This window comes from Microvirga arsenatis (assembly GCF_009910705.1).
GTDB lineage: Bacteria > Pseudomonadota > Alphaproteobacteria > Rhizobiales > Beijerinckiaceae > Microvirga > Microvirga arsenatis.
The window spans coordinates 561,260-582,268 of the sequence record NZ_JAAAXJ010000001.1 but is presented as its reverse complement, the minus strand read 5'-3'; the positions used below and the strand labels follow the sequence as shown (position 1 = coordinate 582,268).

General features: G+C 66.9%; 19 protein-coding genes. 11 read left to right on the top strand and 8 right to left on the bottom strand.

Annotation, left to right across the window (positions count from 1 at the left end; all coding sequences use genetic code 11):
* Window positions 1-35: 35 nt before the first annotated feature.
* Both recO and GR303_RS02680 read right to left on the bottom strand, forming a co-directional pair.
* Window positions 36-767: a DNA repair protein RecO gene (gene recO, locus GR303_RS02685; protein ID WP_161724403.1), complete on the bottom strand. Its 732-nt coding sequence runs from the start codon at window positions 765-767 to the stop codon at window positions 36-38.
* A complete protein-coding gene (locus GR303_RS02680; RefSeq protein ID WP_161724401.1) occupies window positions 754-963 on the bottom strand; it encodes a hypothetical protein in 210 nt (69 codons plus the stop codon). Before GR303_RS02680 ends, recO begins: the two co-directional genes overlap by 14 nt.
* On the opposite strand from GR303_RS02680, the gene GR303_RS24540 reads away from it, so the two are divergent.
* Complete coding sequence (locus GR303_RS24540; RefSeq protein WP_246726414.1) at window positions 962-2,917, top strand: OmpA family protein; 1,956 nt, start codon at window positions 962-964, stop codon at window positions 2,915-2,917. The genes GR303_RS02680 and GR303_RS24540 overlap by 2 nt on opposite strands.
* 54 nt (window positions 2,918-2,971) lie before the next feature.
* On the opposite strand, the gene GR303_RS02670 is transcribed toward GR303_RS24540, so the two are convergent.
* Window positions 2,972-4,741 carry an adenylate/guanylate cyclase domain-containing protein gene (locus GR303_RS02670; protein ID WP_161721852.1) on the bottom strand — a complete coding sequence of 590 codons (1,770 nt, stop codon included), beginning with the start codon at window positions 4,739-4,741 and terminating at the stop codon, window positions 2,972-2,974.
* A gap of 310 nt (window positions 4,742-5,051) precedes the next feature.
* Between GR303_RS02670 and GR303_RS02665 the strand changes: the two genes are divergently transcribed.
* Window positions 5,052-6,800, top strand: coding sequence for a methyl-accepting chemotaxis protein (locus tag GR303_RS02665; protein WP_161721851.1), 1,749 nt, complete (start codon window positions 5,052-5,054; stop codon window positions 6,798-6,800).
* Here the strand turns inward: GR303_RS02665 and era are convergent.
* The 5 genes from era to GR303_RS02640 all read right to left on the bottom strand — a co-directional run bounded on the left by era (window position 6,797) and on the right by GR303_RS02640 (window position 10,518).
* Window positions 6,797-7,711, bottom strand: coding sequence for a GTPase Era (gene era, locus GR303_RS02660; protein ID WP_161721850.1), 915 nt, complete (start codon window positions 7,709-7,711; stop codon window positions 6,797-6,799). The two genes, GR303_RS02665 and era, sit on opposite strands and share 4 nt — an antisense overlap.
* Window positions 7,698-8,408 (bottom strand): ribonuclease III, encoded by a 711-nt coding sequence (gene rnc, locus GR303_RS02655; protein WP_161721849.1) that lies wholly within the window; start codon window positions 8,406-8,408, stop codon window positions 7,698-7,700. The genes era and rnc overlap by 14 nt, the downstream gene beginning before the upstream one ends.
* A 3-nt stretch (window positions 8,409-8,411) precedes the next feature.
* Window positions 8,412-9,188: a signal peptidase I gene (gene lepB / locus GR303_RS02650; RefSeq protein WP_161721848.1), complete on the bottom strand. Its 777-nt coding sequence runs from the start codon at window positions 9,186-9,188 to the stop codon at window positions 8,412-8,414.
* A gap of 176 nt (window positions 9,189-9,364) precedes the next feature.
* Window positions 9,365-9,763, bottom strand: a complete 399-nt coding sequence (acpS, locus tag GR303_RS02645; protein WP_161721847.1) for a holo-ACP synthase — start codon at window positions 9,761-9,763, stop codon at window positions 9,365-9,367.
* On the bottom strand, window positions 9,760-10,518 hold the full coding sequence (locus GR303_RS02640; protein WP_161721846.1) for a pyridoxine 5'-phosphate synthase: 759 nt from the start codon (window positions 10,516-10,518) through the stop codon (window positions 9,760-9,762). Before GR303_RS02640 ends, acpS begins: the two co-directional genes overlap by 4 nt.
* Window positions 10,519-11,274: 756 nt before the next feature.
* Here GR303_RS02640 and rpsF point away from each other — a divergent pair.
* The 9 genes from rpsF (at window position 11,275) to GR303_RS02595 (ending at window position 20,795) form a co-directional block, all read left to right on the top strand.
* Window positions 11,275-11,673: a 30S ribosomal protein S6 gene (gene rpsF / locus GR303_RS02635; protein ID WP_161721845.1), complete on the top strand. Its 399-nt coding sequence runs from the start codon at window positions 11,275-11,277 to the stop codon at window positions 11,671-11,673.
* Window positions 11,674-11,675: 2 nt separating this feature from the next.
* On the top strand, window positions 11,676-11,936 hold the full coding sequence (gene rpsR, locus GR303_RS02630; RefSeq protein ID WP_036353512.1) for a 30S ribosomal protein S18: 261 nt from the start codon (window positions 11,676-11,678) through the stop codon (window positions 11,934-11,936).
* A 263-nt stretch (window positions 11,937-12,199) separates the two neighbouring features.
* Complete coding sequence (locus GR303_RS02625; RefSeq protein WP_161721844.1) at window positions 12,200-13,162, top strand: DUF2232 domain-containing protein; 963 nt, start codon at window positions 12,200-12,202, stop codon at window positions 13,160-13,162.
* Window positions 13,163-13,185: 23 nt separating this feature from the next.
* A complete protein-coding gene (gene rplI / locus GR303_RS02620) occupies window positions 13,186-13,752 on the top strand; it encodes a 50S ribosomal protein L9 (protein WP_161721843.1) in 567 nt (188 codons plus the stop codon).
* Window positions 13,753-14,155: 403 nt separating this feature from the next.
* On the top strand, window positions 14,156-15,649 hold the full coding sequence (locus GR303_RS02615) for a replicative DNA helicase (protein WP_161721842.1): 1,494 nt from the start codon (window positions 14,156-14,158) through the stop codon (window positions 15,647-15,649).
* Window positions 15,646-16,812: an alanine racemase gene (alr, locus tag GR303_RS02610; RefSeq protein ID WP_161721841.1), complete on the top strand. Its 1,167-nt coding sequence runs from the start codon at window positions 15,646-15,648 to the stop codon at window positions 16,810-16,812. Before GR303_RS02615 ends, alr begins: the two co-directional genes overlap by 4 nt.
* Window positions 16,812-18,221, top strand: coding sequence for a DNA repair protein RadA (gene radA, locus GR303_RS02605; RefSeq protein WP_161721840.1), 1,410 nt, complete (start codon window positions 16,812-16,814; stop codon window positions 18,219-18,221). The genes alr and radA overlap by 1 nt, the downstream gene beginning before the upstream one ends.
* 454 nt (window positions 18,222-18,675) lie before the next feature.
* Entirely contained in the window at window positions 18,676-19,605 is a 930-nt protein-coding gene (locus GR303_RS02600; protein WP_161721839.1) for a cadherin domain-containing protein, read from the top strand.
* A gap of 173 nt (window positions 19,606-19,778) precedes the next feature.
* Complete coding sequence (locus tag GR303_RS02595) at window positions 19,779-20,795, top strand: NADP-dependent oxidoreductase (protein ID WP_425487090.1); 1,017 nt, start codon at window positions 19,779-19,781, stop codon at window positions 20,793-20,795.
* The last annotated feature ends 214 nt before the right edge of the window (window positions 20,796-21,009 follow it).

The window sequence follows — 21,009 nt, the reverse complement described above, 5'->3', positions numbered from 1 at the left end:
TATCATCCGAAATGAGAACATAACAGAAACATACGTCATTCGTCCCCAGCCGTGGCCAGTGCGACGAAACGCGCCCGCTCCTCCGGCGCCCGGTGCCCCTGTGGCCCGTAGACGTTCTGATGCAGGAAGAAGTCGGTCAGCGCAAATCCGGCCCGGATGTCCTCCTCCCGGGGCCGGTTGGCCCTGGTCTGGCCGATGAGGAAGCCGGGCAGCTTGAGCAGCCTGTCCTTGTAGGCCTCCCCGGCCTCGGCCGAGACGGCGCGCCCGCTCCGGGGCGAGACATAGGTCAGGTCCCGCTCGGTGCCCGTGGCGGCGCAGCTCGTCAGATCGAGGCCGAAGCCGAGCTCGGCGAGCATGGCGAGCTCGAAGCGCACGAACAGTGCCGGGGCGAGGTCGGGGTCGTCCAGATTGTCGACCAGAACGGTCAGGGTCTCGTAGAGGGCGAAATGCGGGTCCCGCTCCGGGAAGTAGCGCAGCATATGGGAAAGCGTCGCCAGGCCGTAGAGCGCCATGGAGGAGCCCATGAGGCGGGCGGCCCGCAGGTTCAGCCCCTCCACCTGATAGGTGCCCAGATGCTCGTCGAGCCGCGCCCGCCAGGTCGCCTGCACCGTGTTGCCCGGCTGGAGCACGGCCTGAAGGGTCTTGGAGCGGCCGCCATGGACGAGGCCGAGGTGGCGGCCGTGCTCGCGCGTCATCAGTTCGAGGATGACGCTCGTCTCTCCATGCTTGCGGACGCCGAGAACGACGCCTTCGTCAGTCCAGTGCATCGGTTCCGGCTGCCTTCGGCACGTGGGTTTGCCAAGTCTCGATATAGTGATCCGGCAGGCATTCTTCCATGTTTTCCAAGCATATCCGAAAACTTCTAATATTCTGTTTCACAAGGGATTTCGCCCTCAGGCGGAACCATTCCGGCACCGTGTCATTGTCGATGACCTTAGTGTGCAAACGACGTTTGAGGACCATGAAACTCTCCAGCCTGCTTCTTGCGAGTACCGCCCTCCCCCTGATGCTGCTGCCGGCGAACGTCTCGGCATTGCAGACCGAACCCGCAGCGCCCCTGGTGATCGCTCAGGCCGGTCCGCCGGCCGACGAGGACCAGCCCCCCGGCCTGCGCCGGAGACAAGGCCAGCAGGGTGAGGAGGCGCCGCGCCGCGGCGGCCCCGGCCAGGAGCGCCGGCAGGGCGGCCAGGAAGGCGGAGGTCCCGGCGCCGTCGAGGAGCGTGGACCGCGACCGCCCCGCGGGGCAGGTCCTGCCGAGCGCGGCGTGAGCCCGGACGCTCCGGCACCTCGCGCGCCCCGTGCCACCTCCCAGGAGGACTCCCCCGAAGCCCCGCGCCCGCGCCGCGACCAGGCCCAGCCCACTGAACGCCCGACTCCGCCTTCGGGCACGACGCCCGCCGCTCCGGCCCGTCCCGCACAGCAGATTCCTGCCGAGCGGGCTCAGCCTCCGGCCGATGCTCCCGCCCGGCAGCAGCGTCCGGCCGCCCAGGAACGCGAGCGCGAGCGGGACCGCAACCGGCCCGCAGAGCGCGCCCAACCCCAGGCTCCGGCTGGCGAGACCCGTCCGACTACCCCTCCGCCCGCGGCCCAGCCTGCAACCCCGCCCGCGCCTGCGCAGCAGCGGCCGGGCCAGGCTACCCCAGGTCAGACCGCTCCCGACCAGGCCGCGCCCCGGCCGCGGGATGCCGAGCGCCCGGCGCGGGCGGGCGACCCCGAACGCCCGGATCGGCCGCGCGGCCAGCGCCCGGGACAGGATCAGCCCGCCACCCCGGCGACGCCTCCGGCCCCGGCACCAACCCAGGCCCAGCCCGCTCCGGCAACCCCCACTGCTCCAGCTCCGGCTCCGGCAGCGCCCGCGACCCAGACGCAGCCCGCTCCCACGGCGCCTGCCCCGACCGCACCGGCGACCCGCGCCCAACCTACGGCTCCCGCCGCTCCGGCACCGGCCGCTCCCCAGCAGGCCGCCCCTGCCACGACGCAGCCCCTCGATCCCGCGCGGGTGCGCATCGAGGATCTGCGCCGCGAACGCCGGGAGCGCCGCGAAGGCAACCGCGTCATCATCGAGGAGCCCGGCAACCGCACGATCATCCGAGAGGGCAACGAGGTCATCATCCGCCACGACGAGACCGAACGGTTGCGCCGGACCTATCGGGATGCCGACATCCGGGTGGAGCGCCGTGGCGCGGGCGAGGAGGTCACCATCGTGCGCCGTCCGGACGGCAGCGAGATCGTCACGGTGCGGGACGAATACGGCAATCTCGTCCGCCGCGTGCGGCGCGAGCCTGCGGGACGTGAGGTCATTCTCATCGAGAACCGGCGTGGCGACCGCCGTCCGACGACGTACGGGTATATCGAGGAGGAGGTCGTCCGTCTGCCGCCCCCGCGGGTGACGATTCCCCGCGAGCGCTACATCGTCGAGACGGAACGGGCGTCCGAGGCCGACATCGTCGAAGCCTTCACGGCGCCCCCGGTGGAGCGCATCGAGCGGGCCTACACCCTCGACGAGATCCGCCGCAGCCAGCCCCTGCGCCAGCGCATGCCGCGGGTCGACCTCGACACCATCACCTTCGAGTTCGGCTCCTGGGAGCTGCCGCCGGATCAGATCGAGAAGCTGCGGGTCATCGCCGATGGCCTGCGTCAGGCGATCTCCCGGAATCCGAACGAGATCTTCCTGGTGGAAGGCCATACCGACGCGGTCGGCCCGGACGAGGACAACCTGACCCTCTCCGACCGTCGTGCGGAGACGATCGCCACCATCCTGACGGAGCGCTTCCAGATCCCTGCCGAGAACCTCACCACGCAGGGCTATGGCGAGCAGTACCTGAAGGTGGCCTCGCAGGGGCCGGAGCGGGAGAACCGCCGCGTGACCCTGCGCCGGATCACCCCGCTGCTGCAAGGCCAGAACCAGCAGCAGTAAACCCGAAGAACCGGGAGGACCTCCATCCTCCCGGTTTTCTCTTGTGCGGCGGTTCTACTTGAGACCTGCCTGCTGCAGGCCCTCCACGAAGCGGCCCATAACCTCCTTGCTGAAGGCCAAGGCCTGCAGAATGTCCGAGATCCGAATCCCTGGATATTCCTTCACCAATTCCTCGACGCTCGCCCGCGCTTTGCCGATCTCTCCCGCGTGAGCATAGCTCGGCGCCAACGTTCGATGGATCCATACCGCACTCGGCTTGGCGGCCAGCGCCTTTTCCTGCCACTGCGTGGCCAGGTCGTAGCGTTTCGCGATGAAGTGAGCGCAGCCGATCCCCATCTCGCAGTTGAAGGCCATGGGGTCGAACGGGCTGAGGCGCAGGGAGCGCTCGAAATGCTCGATGGCGACCTCGGGATCGTCCCGGTAGTTGTGGAGCCAGCCGCTGCGGTTCCAGGCCCATGCGGAATTCGGGTCGAGGGACAATGCCCGGTCCAGCATGGAGGCGGCGCGCTGGTATTCCCGGGTGATGGTGAGCGCCGCGCCCAGCACCGTCAGGATGAAGGGATCGTCGTGAGCCAGGGAGGCTGCGGTCTGCGCCTGGCGCAGGGTCTCGCTCTTGTCGCGCTGGACGTCGCCCGACCAGTTGTAGACGATCCGCTGCCCGCGGCACCACGCGGCCAGGGAGAGGGCGAGCGGATAGTTCGGATCGAGGCGGAGCGCCCTCTCGAGAAGCCCCGTCGCCTCGTCGTTGGCCTCCCGCTCGAGGGACCAGACGTGCGGGAGGGCCCGCATCACGAGATCGTAGGCATCGAGGTTCTCGGGACGCTTGCGCCTGGCGCGCTCGATCTCGGCCGCGCGTATGGAGGGCTGGATCGCTCCGACCACGTTGGCGGTGATCTGATCCTGGAGGTCGAACACGTCCTCGATCACGCCATCGTAATGCTCGGCCCAGAGGTGCATGCCCGTGCCGGCATCGACAAGCTGCGCGGTGATGCGGATCCTTTTCCCCGAGCGCCTGATGCTGCCCTCCAGCACGTAGCGAACCCCCAGCTCGCGCCCGATCTGCTGCAAGCTGACGCTGCGGCCCTTGTAGGCAAAGCTTGAATTCCTCGCGATGACGAAGAAGGACCTGAAGCGGGACAGCGCCGCGATGATGTCCTCGACGATGCCGTCGGCGAAGTAGTCCTGCTCGGGGTCCTGGCTGATGTTCACGAAGGGCAGCACGGCGATGGACGGCTTGTCCCGGAAGATCGCCACCGACCGGAGACCCGCTGTCGCTCCCGGGTCCATTCCCTCCAGGAGGCAGAACACCCGCACGGGACGGCCGATGTTCTTGACCTGATGCTCTCCCCGGTCCTCGAACTGGTAGGGCAGCTTGTCCCTCACCTCCTCATAGACCTTGCCGGAGAGGCAGATGCCGCCGGGCAGCGCGAGCTTCTGCAGCCGGGAGGCAATGTTCACCCCGTCCCCGAAGATGTCGCCGTCGTCCTCGATGATGATGTCGCCCAGATTGATCCCGATCCGCAGCTGGAGCGGTCCGGCGCCGGAAGCCTCGCCCTCGCCCATCACGCCCTCCTGGAGATCGACGGCGCAGCGCACCGCATCGACGGGGCTCGAGAACTCGACGAGGAATCCGTCTCCGACGGTTTTCACCAGCCTGCCGTGATGAAGAAGGATCTTGGGCTCGATCACCTGCCGCCGGAGCCGCCTCAGGCGCGCCAGCGTGCCCTCCTCGTCCTGCGACATGAGCGTGGAATAGCCTACAACGTCGGCGGAAAGGATTGCCGCAAGGCGTCTTTGGGCCGTCTGGTCAGAAGGGCTGCTCATGGCCTCTCCAGGACGTCGACGCTGAAACGGACGCGCTACTCCAGGAAGGCACCGCGGGAGACAATCCGGCTTCCCATCACCTTTGCATGATAAAGCCTCACATCAGCTCTGGTTGCCTTCGGAAGCCGCGAATATCCTGCAAATCCGGCATCTGCAGGGCCATCCGGCTCCGAACCGGCCTTCATTTGCTCTCGATGGGAGAAACTTTCCGTGTCAGCGTCCGGAATCCTGCCGGAAAGCGTCCGGGCATTTGCCCTTCATTAATCTTTAAAGGTGACGCTAGGTTAAACACAAATAACGAGAACCGGCGATGTTCAGTATCCTGCGGCGCTCTCCTCAAGCAGTTCTGCCGGACGGCGAGGCTCAGCTCCCTGCGGAGGAAACACCTGTCCACATCGGCCGCGAGCCCCGCCTCGAGACCGAGGTGGTCGATTCCCTCGAGGCCGACATTCTCAAGGCGATCCAGGGCGTCACGCAGGCCATCGCCGTTGCCGCAGCCGACGTAGCCGCCGTCGAGAAGGATCTGGCCGACATCAGGTCCCACGCGGCGGAACTCGCCACGGCGGGGCGGACCGCTTCCGAGGAAACCCTCTCCCTCGCATCCTCTACGGAGGAGCTGGCCGTTACCTCCGGCGAGATCGCCCGTGCGATGGATCACGCCGGAAGCCGGATCGAGAGCGCCGTCCAGGCGGCCCAGAAAGCCAGCGCGCTGATCATGCAGCTCTCGGCCGCCACCTCGGAGATCGTCGGAATCGTCGACACGATCTCCGCCGTGGCGCGGCAGACGAACCTGCTCGCGCTCAACGCCACCATCGAAGCTGCCCGCGCCGGCGAGGCCGGCAAGGGCTTCGCGGTGGTGGCCGGCGAGGTCAAGACGCTCTCCACGCAGACGGCCAAGGCCGCCGACGATATCCGCCAGCGGATCGATCACCTGCGCGAGACCGCTCAGGCCTCCACCGGCGCCGTGACCGAGGTGGTCGAGGCGGTGGAGGGCGTGCGTCCCGTCTTCGACACGGTGCGCCATGCCGTCAAGGAGCAGAACACGGCCATCGGCGAGGCATCGCGCCTGGCGGAGGTCACCTCATCGAGCGTCGGCGGCGTGAGCGCGCGGGCCGGCGAGGTCGATGCCGTGTCGCGCAACGCGAGCGAGCGAGCGCACCAGGCCGACCGGGCGACGAAGACCGCCGACGGGCTGGCGAAGGCCCTCGGCCAGCGCTTCGTCACCGTGATGCGCCAGAGCGAGATCGGCGACAGGCGCCGGGCGGACCGGCTGCCCGTCGACCGTCCGGCGACGTTCTGGATCTCCGAGCGCAGCGCTCCCTCGCGGCTGATCGACGTGAGCGCCGGCGGCGTCCTTCTCGCATCGATCCCGAACATGCACCTGGTGCCGGGGCTGCGGGGCGAGATCGACATCCAGGGCGTCGGCCGCTTCGGCGCGCGCATCGTCGGGATGAGCGCCATGGGCCTCCACTGTGCCTTCGACGGGCTCACCGGAGAGGCTCAGGCCCGCATCGACGGCTTCATCGCCGACGTCGAGACCACCTACAGGCCGCGGATCCTTCTCGCCCAGGAGACCGCCCGCCAGGTGGAGTTCCTGATCGAGCAGGCGGTCGCGGACGGGCGCCTGCCGCGGGAGTCGGTGTTCGATACGGACTACCGCCTCCTCCCCGGCACCGATCCGGTTCAGTATGCCACCAGCTACCTGCCGGTGTTCGAGCGGCTCCTGCCGCCCATCCTGGAAAAGGTCCTGGCGTCCGATTCCGCAATGGCCTTCTGCCTTGCGATCGACCGGAACGGCTACATCCCGGTCCACAACCGCGTCTACTCGCAGCCCCAGCGGCCGGGCGACCCGGTCTGGAACGCCGCCAATTCCCGCAACAAGCGGATCTTCGACGACCGGGCCGGCATCACGGCCGCCCGCTCCACGCGGCCGTTCACCGTGCAGGCCTATGCCCGCGACATGGGCGGCGGCAAGGTCGTGATGATGCAGGAGGTGGATGCGCCCATCCGCGTTCTCGGCCGCCACTGGGGCGGCCTGAGAACGGCGTATCGCGCCTAGCCTTTGGGGAACTCCAGCCCCATCTCGCGGTAGCGCTCCGGATCGTCGCTCCAGTTCTCGCGCACCTTCACGAAGATGAAGAGGTGGACGGGAGCCTCGGCGATCTCGGCGATTTCCTTGCGGGCCAGTTGACCGATGGCCTTGATGGTCTGACCGCCTTTGCCGAGCACGATCTTGCGCTGGCTGTCGCGCTCCACGAACACGGTCTGCTCGATGCGCACCGAGCCGTCGGGGCGCACCTGCCACTGGTCCGTCTCGACGGTGGACTGGTAGGGCAGCTCCTCGTGCAGGCGCTCGTAGATCTTCTCGCGGGTGATCTCCGCCGCGAGCATGCGCAGCGGCGCGTCTGAGATCTGATCCTCCGGATAGAGCCAGGGGCCCTCCGGCATCATCCCGGCCAGCTGGCGCCTCAGGGTCTCGATCCCGTCGCCGTTCAGCGCCGAGATCATGAAGGTATGTGCGAAGGGCACCTTCTCGTTGAGCCTCGCGGCAAGCTCCAGAAGCCGCGAGCGCTCGATCAGGTCGATCTTGTTCAGGATCAGCACCTTCGGCTGCTTCAGCTCCGGCAGCTTGGCGAGGATCGCCTCGGCCTCCTCGTCGACGCCCCGGCGCACGTCGAGCAGGAGCGCCACCACGTCCGCATCGCCCGCACCGCCCCAGGCCGAGGTGACCATGGCGCGGTCGAGCCGGCGCTTGGGCTTGAAGATGCCGGGGGTGTCCACGAACACGATCTGCGCCTCGCCCTCCACGGCGATGCCGCGCACCAGGGCCCGGGTCGTCTGCACCTTGCGCGAGACGATGGAGACCTTGGAGCCGACGAGCGCATTCAGGAGCGTGGACTTGCCCGCATTGGGCGCGCCGATCAGAGCGACGAACCCGGCCTTCGTTTGGTGTTTCTCAGGCTGTTCCATGCTCATCCTCCGTCCAGACACCCTCCCTCAAGAGAAGGCTGCGCGCGGCTGCCTGTTCCGCGATGCGCTTCGATGCTCCGACCCCGAACTCGTCGCCGGTGCCTTCGACCCTCACCACGACCCGGAACTTCGGAGCGTGGTCCGGCCCCGTCTGCTCGACGACCCCGTAGGTCGGCGGCGGCAGGCCCCGTCCTTGCGCCCATTCCTGCAGGGCGCTCTTCGGGTCGCGGAGCGGGCGCCGGGGCGCCTCCAGCAGGCCCTGGAACGCGCGCCAGACGAGATCGCGCGCCGCCTCGTAGCCGCCGTCCAGGAAGACGGCGCCGATGATCGCCTCGCACACGTCCGCCAGAATGGTCTGGTTGCGCCGCTCGCCCGAATGCGCCTCGCCGGCGCCGAGCTTGAGATAGGGCCCCACGTCCCAGGCGATGGCGACCTCGGCGCAGCTTTCGCGCCGCACGAGTTCCGCCAGGCGGCGCGAGAGCTCGCCCTCCGGCGCGCCGGGGAAGGTCCGGAAGAGCAGCTCCGCGATGGCGAGCCCGAGCACGCGATCGCCGAGGAACTCCAGGCGCTGGTAGCTCTGGCCGGACGCCTGCGGCGCGCTCACATGGGTCAGCGCCTCGTCCAGGAGGGCAGGATTTTCAAAGCAGTAGCCGATCTTGTTGAGAAGATCGTCGAGGTTAGGCTTGCGACGGGCCACGGGTCAGCGGATTCCCTCGAACAGACGGTTCCAGCGGATCTTCTGCGGCCACTCCCACGGGCGCCACAGGGATGCGCTCTCGTCGATCGAGAAGAAGATGATCTCGGCGCGGCCGACGAGGTTCTCGAACGGCACCTGTCCGACGCTCGCCTCGTCGCGCGAGTCGGTGGAGTTGTCCCGGTTGTCGCCCATCATGAAGTAATGGCCGGGCTGGACCGTGTAGACGTTGGTGTTGTCCCAATAGCCGCGATCCGCATCGCGCTCGATGACGTTGTAGGACACGCCGCCGGGCAGCGTCTCCTTGAACTGGGGCACGCTCACGGTGCGGCCGTAGAGGTCCGTGGTCTTGTAGTCCTCGACCCGCTCGCGCTGCACCGGCTGACCATTGATGTGGAGCACGCCGCCGATCACCTGGATCCGATCGCCGGGCAGGCCGATCACGCGCTTGATGTAGTCGGTCGAGTTGTCCTTCGGCAGCTTGAACACGGCGATCTCGCCCCGCTTCGGCTCGGAGCCGAAGATGCGGCCCGAGAAGATGCCGGGGCTGAACGGGATCGAGTGCTTCGAATAGCCGTAGGAATACTTGGAGACGAACAGGTAGTCGCCGATCAGCAGGGTCGGGATCAGGGAGCCCGAGGGGATGTTGAAGGGCTGGAAGAGCACGGTACGGACGACGACCGCGATCAGCAGGGCCTGGATGATGACCTTGATCGTCTCCCAGAGGCCGCCTTCCTCATTCTTCACGCTGCTACCCACGTACTTGCCGGTTTTGTCGCTCACGTCACTCAGCCTATGCTCATTGGAACGGGACGGCGGATGCCGTCCTTCTCGCTTGCGGCCGTCGGGAGGGATTTGCACTCAGCCCCGAGTGCAAACCGCTTCCGACGCGGCGCCAGCCGCTTCGTCGGGCCATGCTCTAACCTAAGGCGCGGCCTGCCGCAACGCAGGCCCCCGCCTCACGCGGGAACCGCCTCGATGATCACGAAGGCTTGAGCCATGGGCGGATCGTCCGTCAGCGAGACATGGACGATGGCCCTGTGCCCCGGCGGCGTCATGGCCTCGAGCCGAGCCAGCGCACCGCCCGTCAGGCGCATGGTGGGGCGGCCGCTCGGAAGATTGACCACCTCCATGTCGCGCCAGAACACCCCCTGGCTCAGGCCGGTGCCCAGGGCCTTGGCGCAGGCCTCCTTGGCGGCGAAGCGGCGGGCATAGGACGGGGCTCGGGCAGCGCGGCGGTCGCTCCGCGCCCGCTCGCCCTGCGTGTAGATGCGGTGGGTGAAGCGGTCGCCGAAGCGCTCGATGGACCGCTCGATCCGCCGGATGTCGCAGAGATCGGATCCGATGCCCAGAATCATGCCGGCACCTGTGCCCGGCCCTCGTCCATGGCGGCGCGCATGGCCCGCACCGCCTCGTCCAGGCCGAGGAAGATGGCCTCGCCGATGAGGAAGTGGCCGATATTGAGCTCGACAATCTCGGGAATGGCCGCCACCGGCCGCACCGAGGCGAGATCGAGCCCGTGGCCGGCATGGATCTCGAGCCCGATCTTCGCCCCGTGCGCCGCGGCCCGGCGCAGGCGCTCCAGCTCGTGGGCGATCCGTTCCTCGTCGCCCTCGGCGACGGCCTCGCAATAGGTGCCGGTATGGAGTTCGACGACCGGCGCTCCCAGCTCGCAGGCCGCATTCATGACCTCGATCTCCGGTTCGACGAACAGGGACACCCGGATGCCCTCGCCTTTCAGCTCCTGGATCGCAGGCCGCAGATGGGCATGGGCGCCGATGATGTCGAGGCCCCCTTCCGTGGTGCGCTCCTCGCGCTTCTCCGGCACGAGGCAGGCCGCATGGGGGTGCAGGCGGGTAGCGATGCCGATCATCTCGGAGGTGGCCGCCATCTCGAAGTTCAGCGGCACGAAGAGCTGGCGTTTGAGCCGCTCCATGTCCTGGTCCCGGATATGCCGCCGGTCCTCGCGCAGGTGCGCCGTGATCCCGTCGGCGCCGGCCAGCACAGCCAGGTGGGCGGCCCGGATCGGGTCGGGGTGGATGCCGCCGCGGGCATTCCGGACGGTGGCGACGTGGTCGATGTTCACGCCGAGGCGCAGGGGACGAGCATTCATAAGGGTGTTTGTAGCGCACCCATATTTGATTCCAAAGCTTCAAACCTTGACTGCATAGGTTGCATTGTATCTTAATGCCACCTGTAGGTGCAGAGACCTACAACAGCGGGGGGATCATGCGTTTCATAATAATGGTGGCGGCAAGCCTTACATTTGTTTCGTTCAGTCCGCTCGAGGCGAAGCAGATCGAACCAGATTTCTCTGGACGTGGGATGGTATCCAGCGACAAGCAGACCTCGCGGACCCAGAGCCTTATCCAAGAGGCCTGCCGCGGCTGCGGTTGTCGCGGAGGAGCAGGCTATCGGCTCGCCAACGGCAAGTGCGCTCCTCGAAGGAGACGTTAGACGAAGTCCTTTATCAGCCTGCCTTGATGGCTCGCGGCCGGAAGTAGCACTGCCTTGTCATGGCCGGGCTTGTCCCGGCCATCCCGATCAGGAGAAGCGTCATGCCTTACCGATCGGGATCACCGGCACAAGGCCGGTGATGACGAAGGGAGCGGGTGACAAGACGTGCCTTGCCTTCCCGGCCCAAATCCACTATAGCCCCCGCTTCGCGTTCGCTCCGGCCGGGGGCTGAACGGACGGTATGGCTTGGCCATACAGGGGTTTCGGCCCCGTCGTCCCGTGTCTCCGCCTTCGACAACCGCTCGGGCCTTGCAGGCTCGAAGGGCTTGGCGCCGATCGGACGCGCGAAACGGCCGAAACACTCGTCAAAACAGTGCAAGGCTTGATCCTCAAACCCTGAGAAAGGCCCACTATGCCTCTCTACGAGCATATCTTCATGGCTCGCCAGGATGTCACCCCGCAGCAGGTCGAGGCTATGGTCGACCAGTACAAGGGCGTCATCGAGCAGAATGGCGGCAGCGTCGAGAAGACCGAGATGTGGGGCGTGAAGTCCCTCGCCTACCGCATCAAGAAGAACCGCAAGGCGCATTTCACGCTGTTCAACCTCAACGCCCCCGCTGCCGCGGTGGCCGAGATGGAGCGTCAGATGCGCATCAACGAAGACATCCTTCGCTTCATGACCATCAAGGTGGAAGAGCTCGAGACCGAGCCGTCCGTGATGATGCAGAAGCGCGACCGTGACGAGCGCAAGGACCGCGAGCGCCGCGAGCGCGACGGCGGCTTCGACGGCACTGAAGGCGAGGAGGCTTAATCATGGCATTTGGTGCAACCGGTGGCGCCGCTGGCGGCGGCCGTCGTCCGTTCTTCCGCCGTCGCAAGACCTGCCCGTTCTCAGGTCCCAACGCGCCGAAGATCGACTACAAGGACACGAAGCTCCTGTCCCGCTACATCTCCGAGCGCGGCAAGATCGTTCCGTCCCGCATCACGGCCGTGTCGGCCAAGAAGCAGCGCGAGCTCGCCCAGGCGATCAAGCGCGCCCGCTTCCTGGGCCTCCTGCCCTACGTGATCCGCTAAGACATCCGGGCTGCCCGTTCTTCGGATCGGGCAGCCTCTCGGATAGCCATCCTCATCCTGAGGAGCCGCCAAGGGCGGCGTCTCGAAGGGTCAGGATGGCGGTTCCAGTGCTCTCTGAAGCCTCCTTCGAGACGGTCGCTTAAGCGACCTCCTCAGGATGAGGTCCAGAGTTTCAAATACAGATCGCCCAGCGGTGAAACCCCGCCGGGTCAGCTGGGGCGGGAGCCCCTAACCCTGCCGATGAGCAGCGGGACAGCGAGACGATGAATTTTGTTGCGACAGGCATAGGCGCGGGCCTCGTATCGGCCCTTCTGACCGCGGTGATCGTGAAGGCGACGCCGCTTGCCGCCATGCTGTATCTGCTCGCGCCCATCCCCGTCCTGATCGTGTCCCTCGGCTGGGACCACCGCTCCGGCCTCGTGGCGGCCCTCGTCGGCGGCCTTGCGATCGCGCTGTTCCTCTCGCCCCTGAGCGGCCTCGGCTTCGCCGTCATCACGGCCCTGCCCGCCTGGTGGCTCGCCTATCTCGCCCTGCTCGGGCGCCCCGGCGCGGACGGCACCATGGAGTGGTACCCGGTCGGGCGCCTCCTCGCCTGGTCGGCGGGAACGGCCGCGCTGACGATCATCGCGGCCGGGCTGATCTCCACCGGCGGCGACTATGCCGCCTTCAACCAGAACGCCCGCGAGGTGTCGGAGGCCTTCGTGAACGCGCAGTTCACGACCACCGGCCCCGGGGCTCTCGATGCCGAGACCCGCGAGCAGCTGGTGGGCATCTTCGCCCGGCTGACGCCCTTCCTCTCGGCGCAGGGCTTCACCACGGTGCTGGCGCTCTACCTCTGGGCCGCCGCCCGGATCGTCCAGGCCTCGAAGCGCCTGCCGCGCCCCTGGCCTCCGGTGCCGGAGCTGGTGATGCCCCGCTCCGCCGCGCTGATCCTCGCGGGTGCGCTGGTGCTGGCCGCCTTCGACGGCTTCCCCGGGGCCCTCGGCATGGCCCTTTCGGGTGCATTCCTGATGGCCTTCTCCCTGCAGGGGCTTGCCGCCATCCACGACCGCACCCGGGGCAAGTCGGGGCGCTCGTTCCTGCTCTCTGCCCTCTATGTGCTCATCTTCGTCACGCAGGGCATCCTGATGGTCGCCCTCGCCCTCTTCGGCATTGCCGATTCCGCCTTCGGGCTGCGTCGCCGCTTCGGCACGCGGCCGAACCCGCCGCCAACCCTTTCCACCTGATCACGAACCTAAAGGAGACAACCATGGAAGTGATCCTTCTCGAGCGCGTCGCAAAGCTCGGCCAGATGGGCGAGACCGTGAAGGTCCGTTCCGGCTATGCCCGCAACTTCCTCCTGCCGCGCGGCAAGGCCCTGCGCGCCACGGAGGCCAACAAGAAGCACTTCGAGGCGCAGCGCGCCCAGCTCGAGGCCCGCAACCTCGAGCGCCGCAAGGAAGCCGAGACCGTGGCCGAGAAGCTGAACGGCCAGAGCTTCGTCATCCTGCGCCAGTCCGGCGAGACCGGCGTGCTCTACGGCTCGGTCTCGACCCGCGACCTCGCCGAAATCATGGGCCAGAACGGCTTCACGGTCGATCGCAACCAGATCGCCATCAACCAGCCGATCAAGACCATCGGCCTGCACACCGTGCCGGTCGTCCTCCATCCGGAGGTCGAGGTTCAGGTGACCATCAACGTCGCCCGCAGCCCCGAGGAAGCCGAGCGCCAGGCCCGCGGCGAGCAAGTCACGACCCGCGAGGAGACCAACCTCGACGATCTCGGTCTCGAGGTCGGCGCCGCCCTGGCGGAAGCCGGCGGCGACGAGGAGGCGTAAGGCCCTTTTGTCGTTCCCGGGTGCCGGGAATGACACCCTCCTCGTCATGGCCGGGCTTGTCCCTGCCATGACGATACGGAGAAGCACAGCGCCTCCTGGCATCGGGATCACCGGCACGAGGCCGGTGATGACCTAAGGAAGACGACAAGCTGCAGCGATTGCTCTAGTTCTTGTTTTGTTCTAAAATCGCGCTCTCCGTCGATTCGACGGGGAGCGTTTTTTCTTGGGTTTTCAGGCTTGGTGAGGAGTCAAGCCGCGACGCCTTCGAAAAGATGAGCGGTGTGGGAATCGAGGACAGCGAGGACAGTTCGAGCGCAGGCGGGCTTCGTGTCCGCCCGGCAACGTTTCGAACACCAATTGCGGTCTAAGAGACTCTGACCCTTTCCTTTTCCCGGAGCGCCAGATGGCCACCGCCAATGCCCTGATCGCCCGCCTCGAAGCCGCCGAGCCGCAGTTTCGGACTCCCCCGAGCAACATCGAAGCCGAACAGGCCCTGCTGGGCGCGATCCTGGTCAACAACGATGCCTATTACCGGGTCTCCGACTTCCTCGAGGCGGGCCATTTCATCGAGGACCTGCACCGGCGCATCTACGAGGTCGCGACCAGCCTGATCAAGGCCGGCAAGGTCGCCACCCCGATCACCATGAAGACCTTTCTGGGCGACCAGGATCTCGGCGGCATCACGGTCTCGCAGTATCTCGCGCGCCTTGCGGCGGAGGCCACCACCGTCATCAACGCCGAGGATTACGGCCGCACCATCTACGACCTCGCGATCCGCCGGAACCTGATCAAGATCGGCGAGGAGATGGTCAACGCCGCCTTCGACGCGCCCGTCGATTCCTCGCCCCGCGACCAGATCGAGGAAGCGGAGCGGCGTCTCTATGCGATCGCCGAAACCGGGCGCTACGACGGCGGCTTCCAGCGCTTCTCCGATGCCCTCACCGCGGCCATCGACATGGCCGCCGCCGCCTACAAGCGCGAGGGCGCGCTCTCGGGCATCTCGACGGGCCTCAAGGATCTCGACAAGGCGCTGGGCGGCCTGCAGCCCTCCGACCTCGTCATCCTCGCCGGCCGCCCGGCCATGGGCAAGACCTCGCTGGTGACGAACATCGCGTTCAACATCGCCAAGGCCTACCGGGCCGAGAAGCAGCAGGACGGGACCCTGAAGACCGTGAACGGCGGCATCGTCGGCTTCTTCTCCCTCGAAATGTCGGCCGAGCAGCTCGCCACCCGCATCATCGCCGAGCAGTCGGGCGTGCCCTCCTACAAGATCCGCCGCGGCGACATGCGGGAGGAGGATTTCTACAAGATCACCGAAGCCGCCCGCGAGATGCAGTCCATCCCCTTCTACATCGACCAGACCGGCGGCATCTCCATCGCCCAGCTCGCCGCCCGCGCCCGGCGCCTCAAGCGCCAGCGCGGCCTCGACGTGCTCATCGTCGACTATCTGCAGCTCCTCTCGGGTTCCGCCAAGAAGGGCGAGAACCGGGTCCAGGAGCTCACCGAGATCACGACCGGCCTCAAGGCGCTCGCCAAGGAGCTGTCGGTGCCGCTCATCGCCCTGTCCCAGCTCTCCCGTCAGGTGGAGGCCCGCGACGACAAGCGGCCGCAGCTCGCGGACCTGCGTGAATCGGGCTCGATCGAGCAGGATGCCGACGTGGTCATGTTCGTCTACCGCGAGGAGTACTATCTGAAGAACAAGGAGCCGAAGCCCGGCACCGAGGAATACTTCAAGTGGCAGGCGGAGATGGATCAGGTCCACGGCAAGGCCGAGGTCATCATCGGCAAGCAGCGTCACGGACCGACCGGCACCGTGCAGCTGGCCTTCCAGGCCGACATCACCCGCTTCACCGACCTTGCGGATGAAGACAAACTCCCCGAACGGATTGGCGATTGACCGAACGTACATCCCAGACCCAGCCCACCGGCGGCATCCCCGAACGGGCCGCCGGCGGCGTTCTCCACATCGACCTCGATGCGCTCGCCAGCAACTGGCGCACCCTGCGCGACCATGCGGGCGGCGCGGAGGCCGCCGCCGTGGTCAAGGCGAACGCCTACGGCACCGGCATCGAGAAGGCCGTCCCCGCCCTCGGCAAGGCCGGCTGCCGCACCTTCTTCGTGGCCCACCTGAGCGAGGCGATCCGCGCCCGCGCCGTGGCGCCGGATGCCGCGATCTACGTGCTGAACGGGCTGTTCGCCGGCACCTGCCCGGCTTACGCCGAGCACGACCTGCGCCCCGTCCTCGGCTCCTTCGAGGAGATCGAGGAGTGGGCCGGGTTCTGCCGCGCTCAAGGCCGGAAGCGCCAGGCTGCGATCCACGTCGACACCGGCATGAACCGTCTCGGCCTCACCGTGCCGCAGGGATTGACCCTCAAGGATCGAGCGGAGCTGAAGGACTTTGAGACGGCGCTCCTCATGAGCCATTTCGTGAGCGCCGAGGAGAGCGACAATCCGCTCAATCGCCGGCAGATCGAGGCCTTCGAGGCCGTCAGGTCGTCGCTGCCCGGCATTCCCGCATCGCTCCCGAACTCGTCCGGAATTTTCCTGCGCGACAAGCCGCATTACGATCTGGTGCGCCCCGGCTACGCCCTCTATGGCGGCAACCCGACGCCGGACCGGGACAACCCCATGCGTCCGGTGATCGGGCTCGAAGGCCGCATCGTGCAGCTGCGCTGGGTCGAGGCGGACGATACCGTGGGCTATAACGGCCGCTGGCTGGCCCTGGAGAAGCGCCGCATCGCCACGATCTCGGTCGGCTATGCGGACGGCTATCCGCGCTCGGGGAGCGCCCGGGGCAGGAGCGGCGACGAGCTGCTCGCCGGAATGGCCATCGTCGCCGGCCGGCGCTGCTCCTTCGCCGGCAACGTCTCCATGGACCTGATCACGGTCGACGTGACCGACGTGCCGGAGGCGCAGGTGCAGCGCGGCGACACCGTCACCCTGATCGGCGGCGATCTCACGATCGACGAGGTCGGCCGCCGCGCCGGCACGATCGGCTACGAGATTCTGACGAACCTGGGGGCGCGCTATGCCCGCGCCTATCGGGGCGGAGAAGGCTGATGGCCAAGCGTCACCCCTCCTTCGTCTGCCAGGAATGCGGCGCGGTCTACAACCGCTGGAAGGGCAAGTGCGAGGCCTGCGGCGGCTGGAACACCATCGTGGAGGAAGACGGCGCCGCAAGCCCGATGGCCGGGCCCGCCGCCACCCGCCCCTCCCGCGCCAAGGGCCGGGTCTTTCCGCTCGAAGGGCTCTCCGGCGAGATCAAGGAGGCCCCGCGCACGCCCTCCGGCATCGCCGAGCTCGACCGGGTCACCGGCGGCGGCTTCGTGCGCGGCTCCATCATCCTGCTCGGCGGCGACCCGGGCATCGGCAAGTCGACGCTCCTGATGCAGGCCTCGGCGGCGCTCGCCAATCGCGGCCAGCGCGTCGCCTACATTTCGGGCGAGGAGGCGGTGGCGCAGGTGCGCCTGCGGGCCGAGCGCCTCGGCCTCGGCCAGGCTCCCGTCGAGCTCGCCTCGGAGACCAATGTCGAGGACATCGTCGCGACCCTGAGCCAGGGCCGCCCGCCGGCGCTTGCGATCATCGACTCGATCCAGACCATGTGGACCGAGACCGTGGAATCGGCGCCGGGCACCGTCACCCAGGTGCGCGGCTCGGCCCAGGCGCTGATCCGCTTCGCCAAGACCACCGGCACCGCCGTGATCCTCGTGGGCCATGTGACGAAGGACGGCCAGATCGCCGGCCCCCGCGTGGTGGAGCACATGGTCGATGCCGTCGTTTCCTTCGAAGGCGACACGGGCCACCATTTCCGCATCCTGCGCGCCGTGAAAAACCGCTTCGGCCCCACGGACGAGATCGGCGTGTTCGAGATGTCCGATCTCGGCCTGCGGGAGGTGCCCAACCCCTCCGAGCTCTTTCTCGCCGGGCGCGACATGGCCACCCCCGGCACGGCGGTCTTCGCCGGGATGGAAGGCACCCGGCCCCTCCTCGTGGAGATCCAGGCCCTCGTCGCCCCCACGTCCCTCGGCACGCCCCGCCGCGCCGTGGTGGGATGGGACCAGAGCCGCTTGTCCATGGTGCTGGCGGTGCTGGAGGCCCATGGGGGGCTGAAGCTCGGCATGCACGACGTCTATCTCAACGTCGCCGGCGGCCTGCGCATCACGGAGCCTGCCGCGGACCTTGCCGCTGCGGCCGCCCTGGTCTCGTCGCTCTCCGGCAATCCCCTGCCGCCCGATACGGTCTATTTCGGCGAAATGGGCCTCTCCGGCGCCATCCGTCCGGTGGCCCAGGAGCAGGCGCGGCTGAAGGAAGCGGCGAAGCTCGGCTTCTCCAGCGCCGTCGGGCCCGCGCCCCGGGTGGACAAGGCGAAGAACGGCAAGGCGGAGCGCCTTCCGCTGGCCACCTCCGCCATCGGGCACATCACGGACCTGGTGGCGGGAATTGCCGCAAGGCGGAGGAAGGTGTCCTGAGTTGTCTTTGCAAGCAAGAAAGGGGCCGAACCGAGTTTACATATATAAAACCATATTGTTCATAGATACGAAGTAACATAACCTGAAGGGCGCCAGTGAGCGCCTCTTGCTCACCTCAGAGGGGCTTGAATCAATGCCGACCACCATTGAACTTAGCAGCACAAGCATTCCTGAAGACATTGGCTTTAGTACGACCGGGATCGGGAACATCGTCATCAGGGTCGATGGAACTCCGATCAGCAACTACTCAGGATACACATTCGAAATTACAGTAAACGGCGGGGAGAACACCCTCTTCAGCGGCTTTTCGTTTGGCGGCGGTGCGGCTCTCCACATTGAGCAATCAGCAATCGGCCTCTTCAACTTCGAGGGGAATGGCCCGAAGTCGTATGAAATCACGATCACTGCCAAGAAGGCGGGTGAAGCTGACGTTACGGCCGATTTCACGCTGAACGTGACCGACGTTGAAGAGAGTCCAACGGACATTCTCGTTGCCGGCGGCACCATTGCCGAGAATACAGCCGTTGGAGACGACGTCGCCACTCTGAATGGAGTGGATGAGGACCAAGGCGAGACTTTCACCTACAAGATCGTCGACGCCAACGGCACCGAGATCTCCCATTCGCTGTTCACCGTCGACGGCGCAAAGATCAAGCTGAAGGCACCCTTGGACGACGCGCAAGTCGGTTCGCACACGCTCCGTATCCAGGTGACGGACAGCTCCCAGCGCACCTATGCCGAGAATGTGACGATCACCGTCACGAACTCTGCCGAGACCTCCACCGGCACCAACAAGAACGACCGGCTTACCGGCACGGCCGACCACGACATCATCAACGGTCTTGCCGGCAACGACAGGATCGAGGGTCTCGCCGGCAACGACACGATCAACGGCGGCCTGGGCAAGGACAAGCTCTTCGGCGGCGAAGGCCAGGATACCTTCGTGTTCGACACGGCGGTGAAGAAGGGCCATTTCGACCATATCGAGGACTTCAAGCCCTCCGACGACACGATCCAGATCAGCCTTGCCGCCCTCAAGGCCTTCAAGGTGAAGGGTCCGAAATCGGGCGACGTCCATTCGAAAAAGGGCTCGGACGACGGGGGCAAGCCCGACGACCAGGGCGGCAGGCCGGACAAGGGACCCACCAAGTCGGTGGGCTTCGACAAGATCTTCGTGAAGGGCCAGAAGCTCCAGAAGAAGTTCTTCAACGTCGGCACCAAGCTCAACGACACGCCGGACGGCTCGAACGACTACATCTTCTACAACAAGAAGAACGGCATCGTTTACCTGGACGTGGACGGCTCAGGCAAAGGCAAGGGCATCGAGATCCTCAAGGTGAAGCCGGGCACCGCCCTCACCGCCGACGATTTCCTGTTCATCTGAAGCGAGGAGAGCTCCGCTCCTTCAAGGCCCCGGCATACCCGCCGGGGCTTTTTCCTTGTGACTTTCCCGAATTGGCATCGACGGAGGCTTGACGCCCGGCGGCTGCGCCCCTCCCCTTGGGGCAAAGGGCGGTCGGCCCTTGCATGCAAGCCTATCCGCTTCAGGAGAGCACTTTGCCAGATCGCAACCTCCGGATCGTCCTCGCCTCCCGGCCCGTCGGACCTCCCTCGCCCGACAACTTCAGGATCGAGCAGGCGCCGGTTCCGAGCCCCGGCGAGGGGCAGGTGCTGCTGAAGATCCTTTATCTCTCGCTCGATCCCTACATGCGGGGGCGGATGAGCGCCGCGAAGTCCTACGCGGCTCCGGTGGAGATCGGCCAGGTGATGGAAGGCGGCACGGTCGCCGAGGTGCTGGAGAGCCGGCATCCCGGCTACAGCCCCGGCGACCTCGTCCTCTCCCATTCCGGCTGGCAGACCCACGCCTTGTCGGACGGAGCCGGCCTCCGCAAGCTCGATCCGGCACAGGCCCCGGTCACGACAGCCCTTGGCGTGCTCGGCATGCCGGGCTTCACCGCCTATGCGGGCCTGCTCACCATCGGGCAGCCCAAGCCTGGGGAGACCGTGGTCGTTGCCGCGGCGAGCGGGCCTGTCGGCGCCACCGTCGGGCAGATCGCGAAGATCAAGGGCGCCCGGGCGGTCGGGATTGCCGGAGGGCCGGAGAAATGCGCCCTGGTGCGCGACGCATTCGGCTTCGACGCAGTCATCGACCACCGTTCGCCTACCTTCGCGGAGGAGTTGCGGGCCGCCTGCCCGGATGGAATCGACGTCTATTTCGAGAACGTGGGCGGCAAGGTCTGGGAGGCGGTCTTTCCGCTGCTCAACCCCTTCGCGCGCATCCCGGTCTGCGGGCTCATCGCCCAGTACAACGCCACCGGTCCCTTCGAGGGGCCGGACCGCCTCCCCGTCCTCATGCGGGACGTGCTGACGAAAAGCCTGACCATCCGCGGCTTCATCCAGCGGGAGTTCCAGGCCCAGCGCCCGGCCTTCTACCGGGAGATGGCGCAGTGGATCGCCGAGGGTCGGGTCAGGTACAAGGAGGACATCGTCCTGGGGCTCGAGAACGCGCCGGAAGCCTTCATCGGCCTGCTCGAAGGCAGGAATTTCGGCAAGCTCATCGTCCAGATCGCCTGATCCGCTCTCGTGTCATCCCCGGCGGTCCGCAGGACCGGAAAGGCGGGTCCATGGCGCTGAGCGTGTGAGTGGATTCCCTTCCCCTCCGCTGCGCGTCCTTCCGGAAATGACGCGAGAGCATCGTTCGCCGAGCTTCCCCGGGGTGACGAAAGCCTTTCTTAAGGCTATAGAGCCAGGCTTCGAACCCGCAAAGGCGGCTCCATTCCTGTTTTCT

Excerpts from the sequence above, each read along its gene's own strand:
- recO (WP_161724403.1), bottom strand. The coding sequence starts at position 767 with ATGCACTGGACTGACGAAGGCGTCGTTCTCGGCGTCCGCAAGCATGGA.
- GR303_RS24540 (WP_246726414.1), top strand. The coding sequence starts at position 962 with ATGAAACTCTCCAGCCTGCTTCTTGCGAGTACCGCCCTCCCCCTGATG.
- GR303_RS02680 (WP_161724401.1), bottom strand. The coding sequence starts at position 963 with ATGGTCCTCAAACGTCGTTTGCACACTAAGGTCATCGACAATGACACG.
- GR303_RS02670 (WP_161721852.1), bottom strand. The coding sequence starts at position 4,741 with ATGAGCAGCCCTTCTGACCAGACGGCCCAAAGACGCCTTGCGGCAATC.
- GR303_RS02665 (WP_161721851.1), top strand. The coding sequence starts at position 5,052 with ATGTTCAGTATCCTGCGGCGCTCTCCTCAAGCAGTTCTGCCGGACGGC.
- era (WP_161721850.1), bottom strand. The coding sequence starts at position 7,711 with ATGGAACAGCCTGAGAAACACCAAACGAAGGCCGGGTTCGTCGCTCTG.
- acpS (WP_161721847.1), bottom strand. The coding sequence starts at position 9,763 with ATGATTCTGGGCATCGGATCCGATCTCTGCGACATCCGGCGGATCGAG.
- GR303_RS02640 (WP_161721846.1), bottom strand. The coding sequence starts at position 10,518 with ATGAATGCTCGTCCCCTGCGCCTCGGCGTGAACATCGACCACGTCGCC.
- rpsF (WP_161721845.1), top strand. The coding sequence starts at position 11,275 with ATGCCTCTCTACGAGCATATCTTCATGGCTCGCCAGGATGTCACCCCG.
- rpsR (WP_036353512.1), top strand. The coding sequence starts at position 11,676 with ATGGCATTTGGTGCAACCGGTGGCGCCGCTGGCGGCGGCCGTCGTCCG.
- GR303_RS02625 (WP_161721844.1), top strand. The coding sequence starts at position 12,200 with ATGAATTTTGTTGCGACAGGCATAGGCGCGGGCCTCGTATCGGCCCTT.
- rplI (WP_161721843.1), top strand. The coding sequence starts at position 13,186 with ATGGAAGTGATCCTTCTCGAGCGCGTCGCAAAGCTCGGCCAGATGGGC.
- GR303_RS02615 (WP_161721842.1), top strand. The coding sequence starts at position 14,156 with ATGGCCACCGCCAATGCCCTGATCGCCCGCCTCGAAGCCGCCGAGCCG.
- radA (WP_161721840.1), top strand. The coding sequence starts at position 16,812 with ATGGCCAAGCGTCACCCCTCCTTCGTCTGCCAGGAATGCGGCGCGGTC.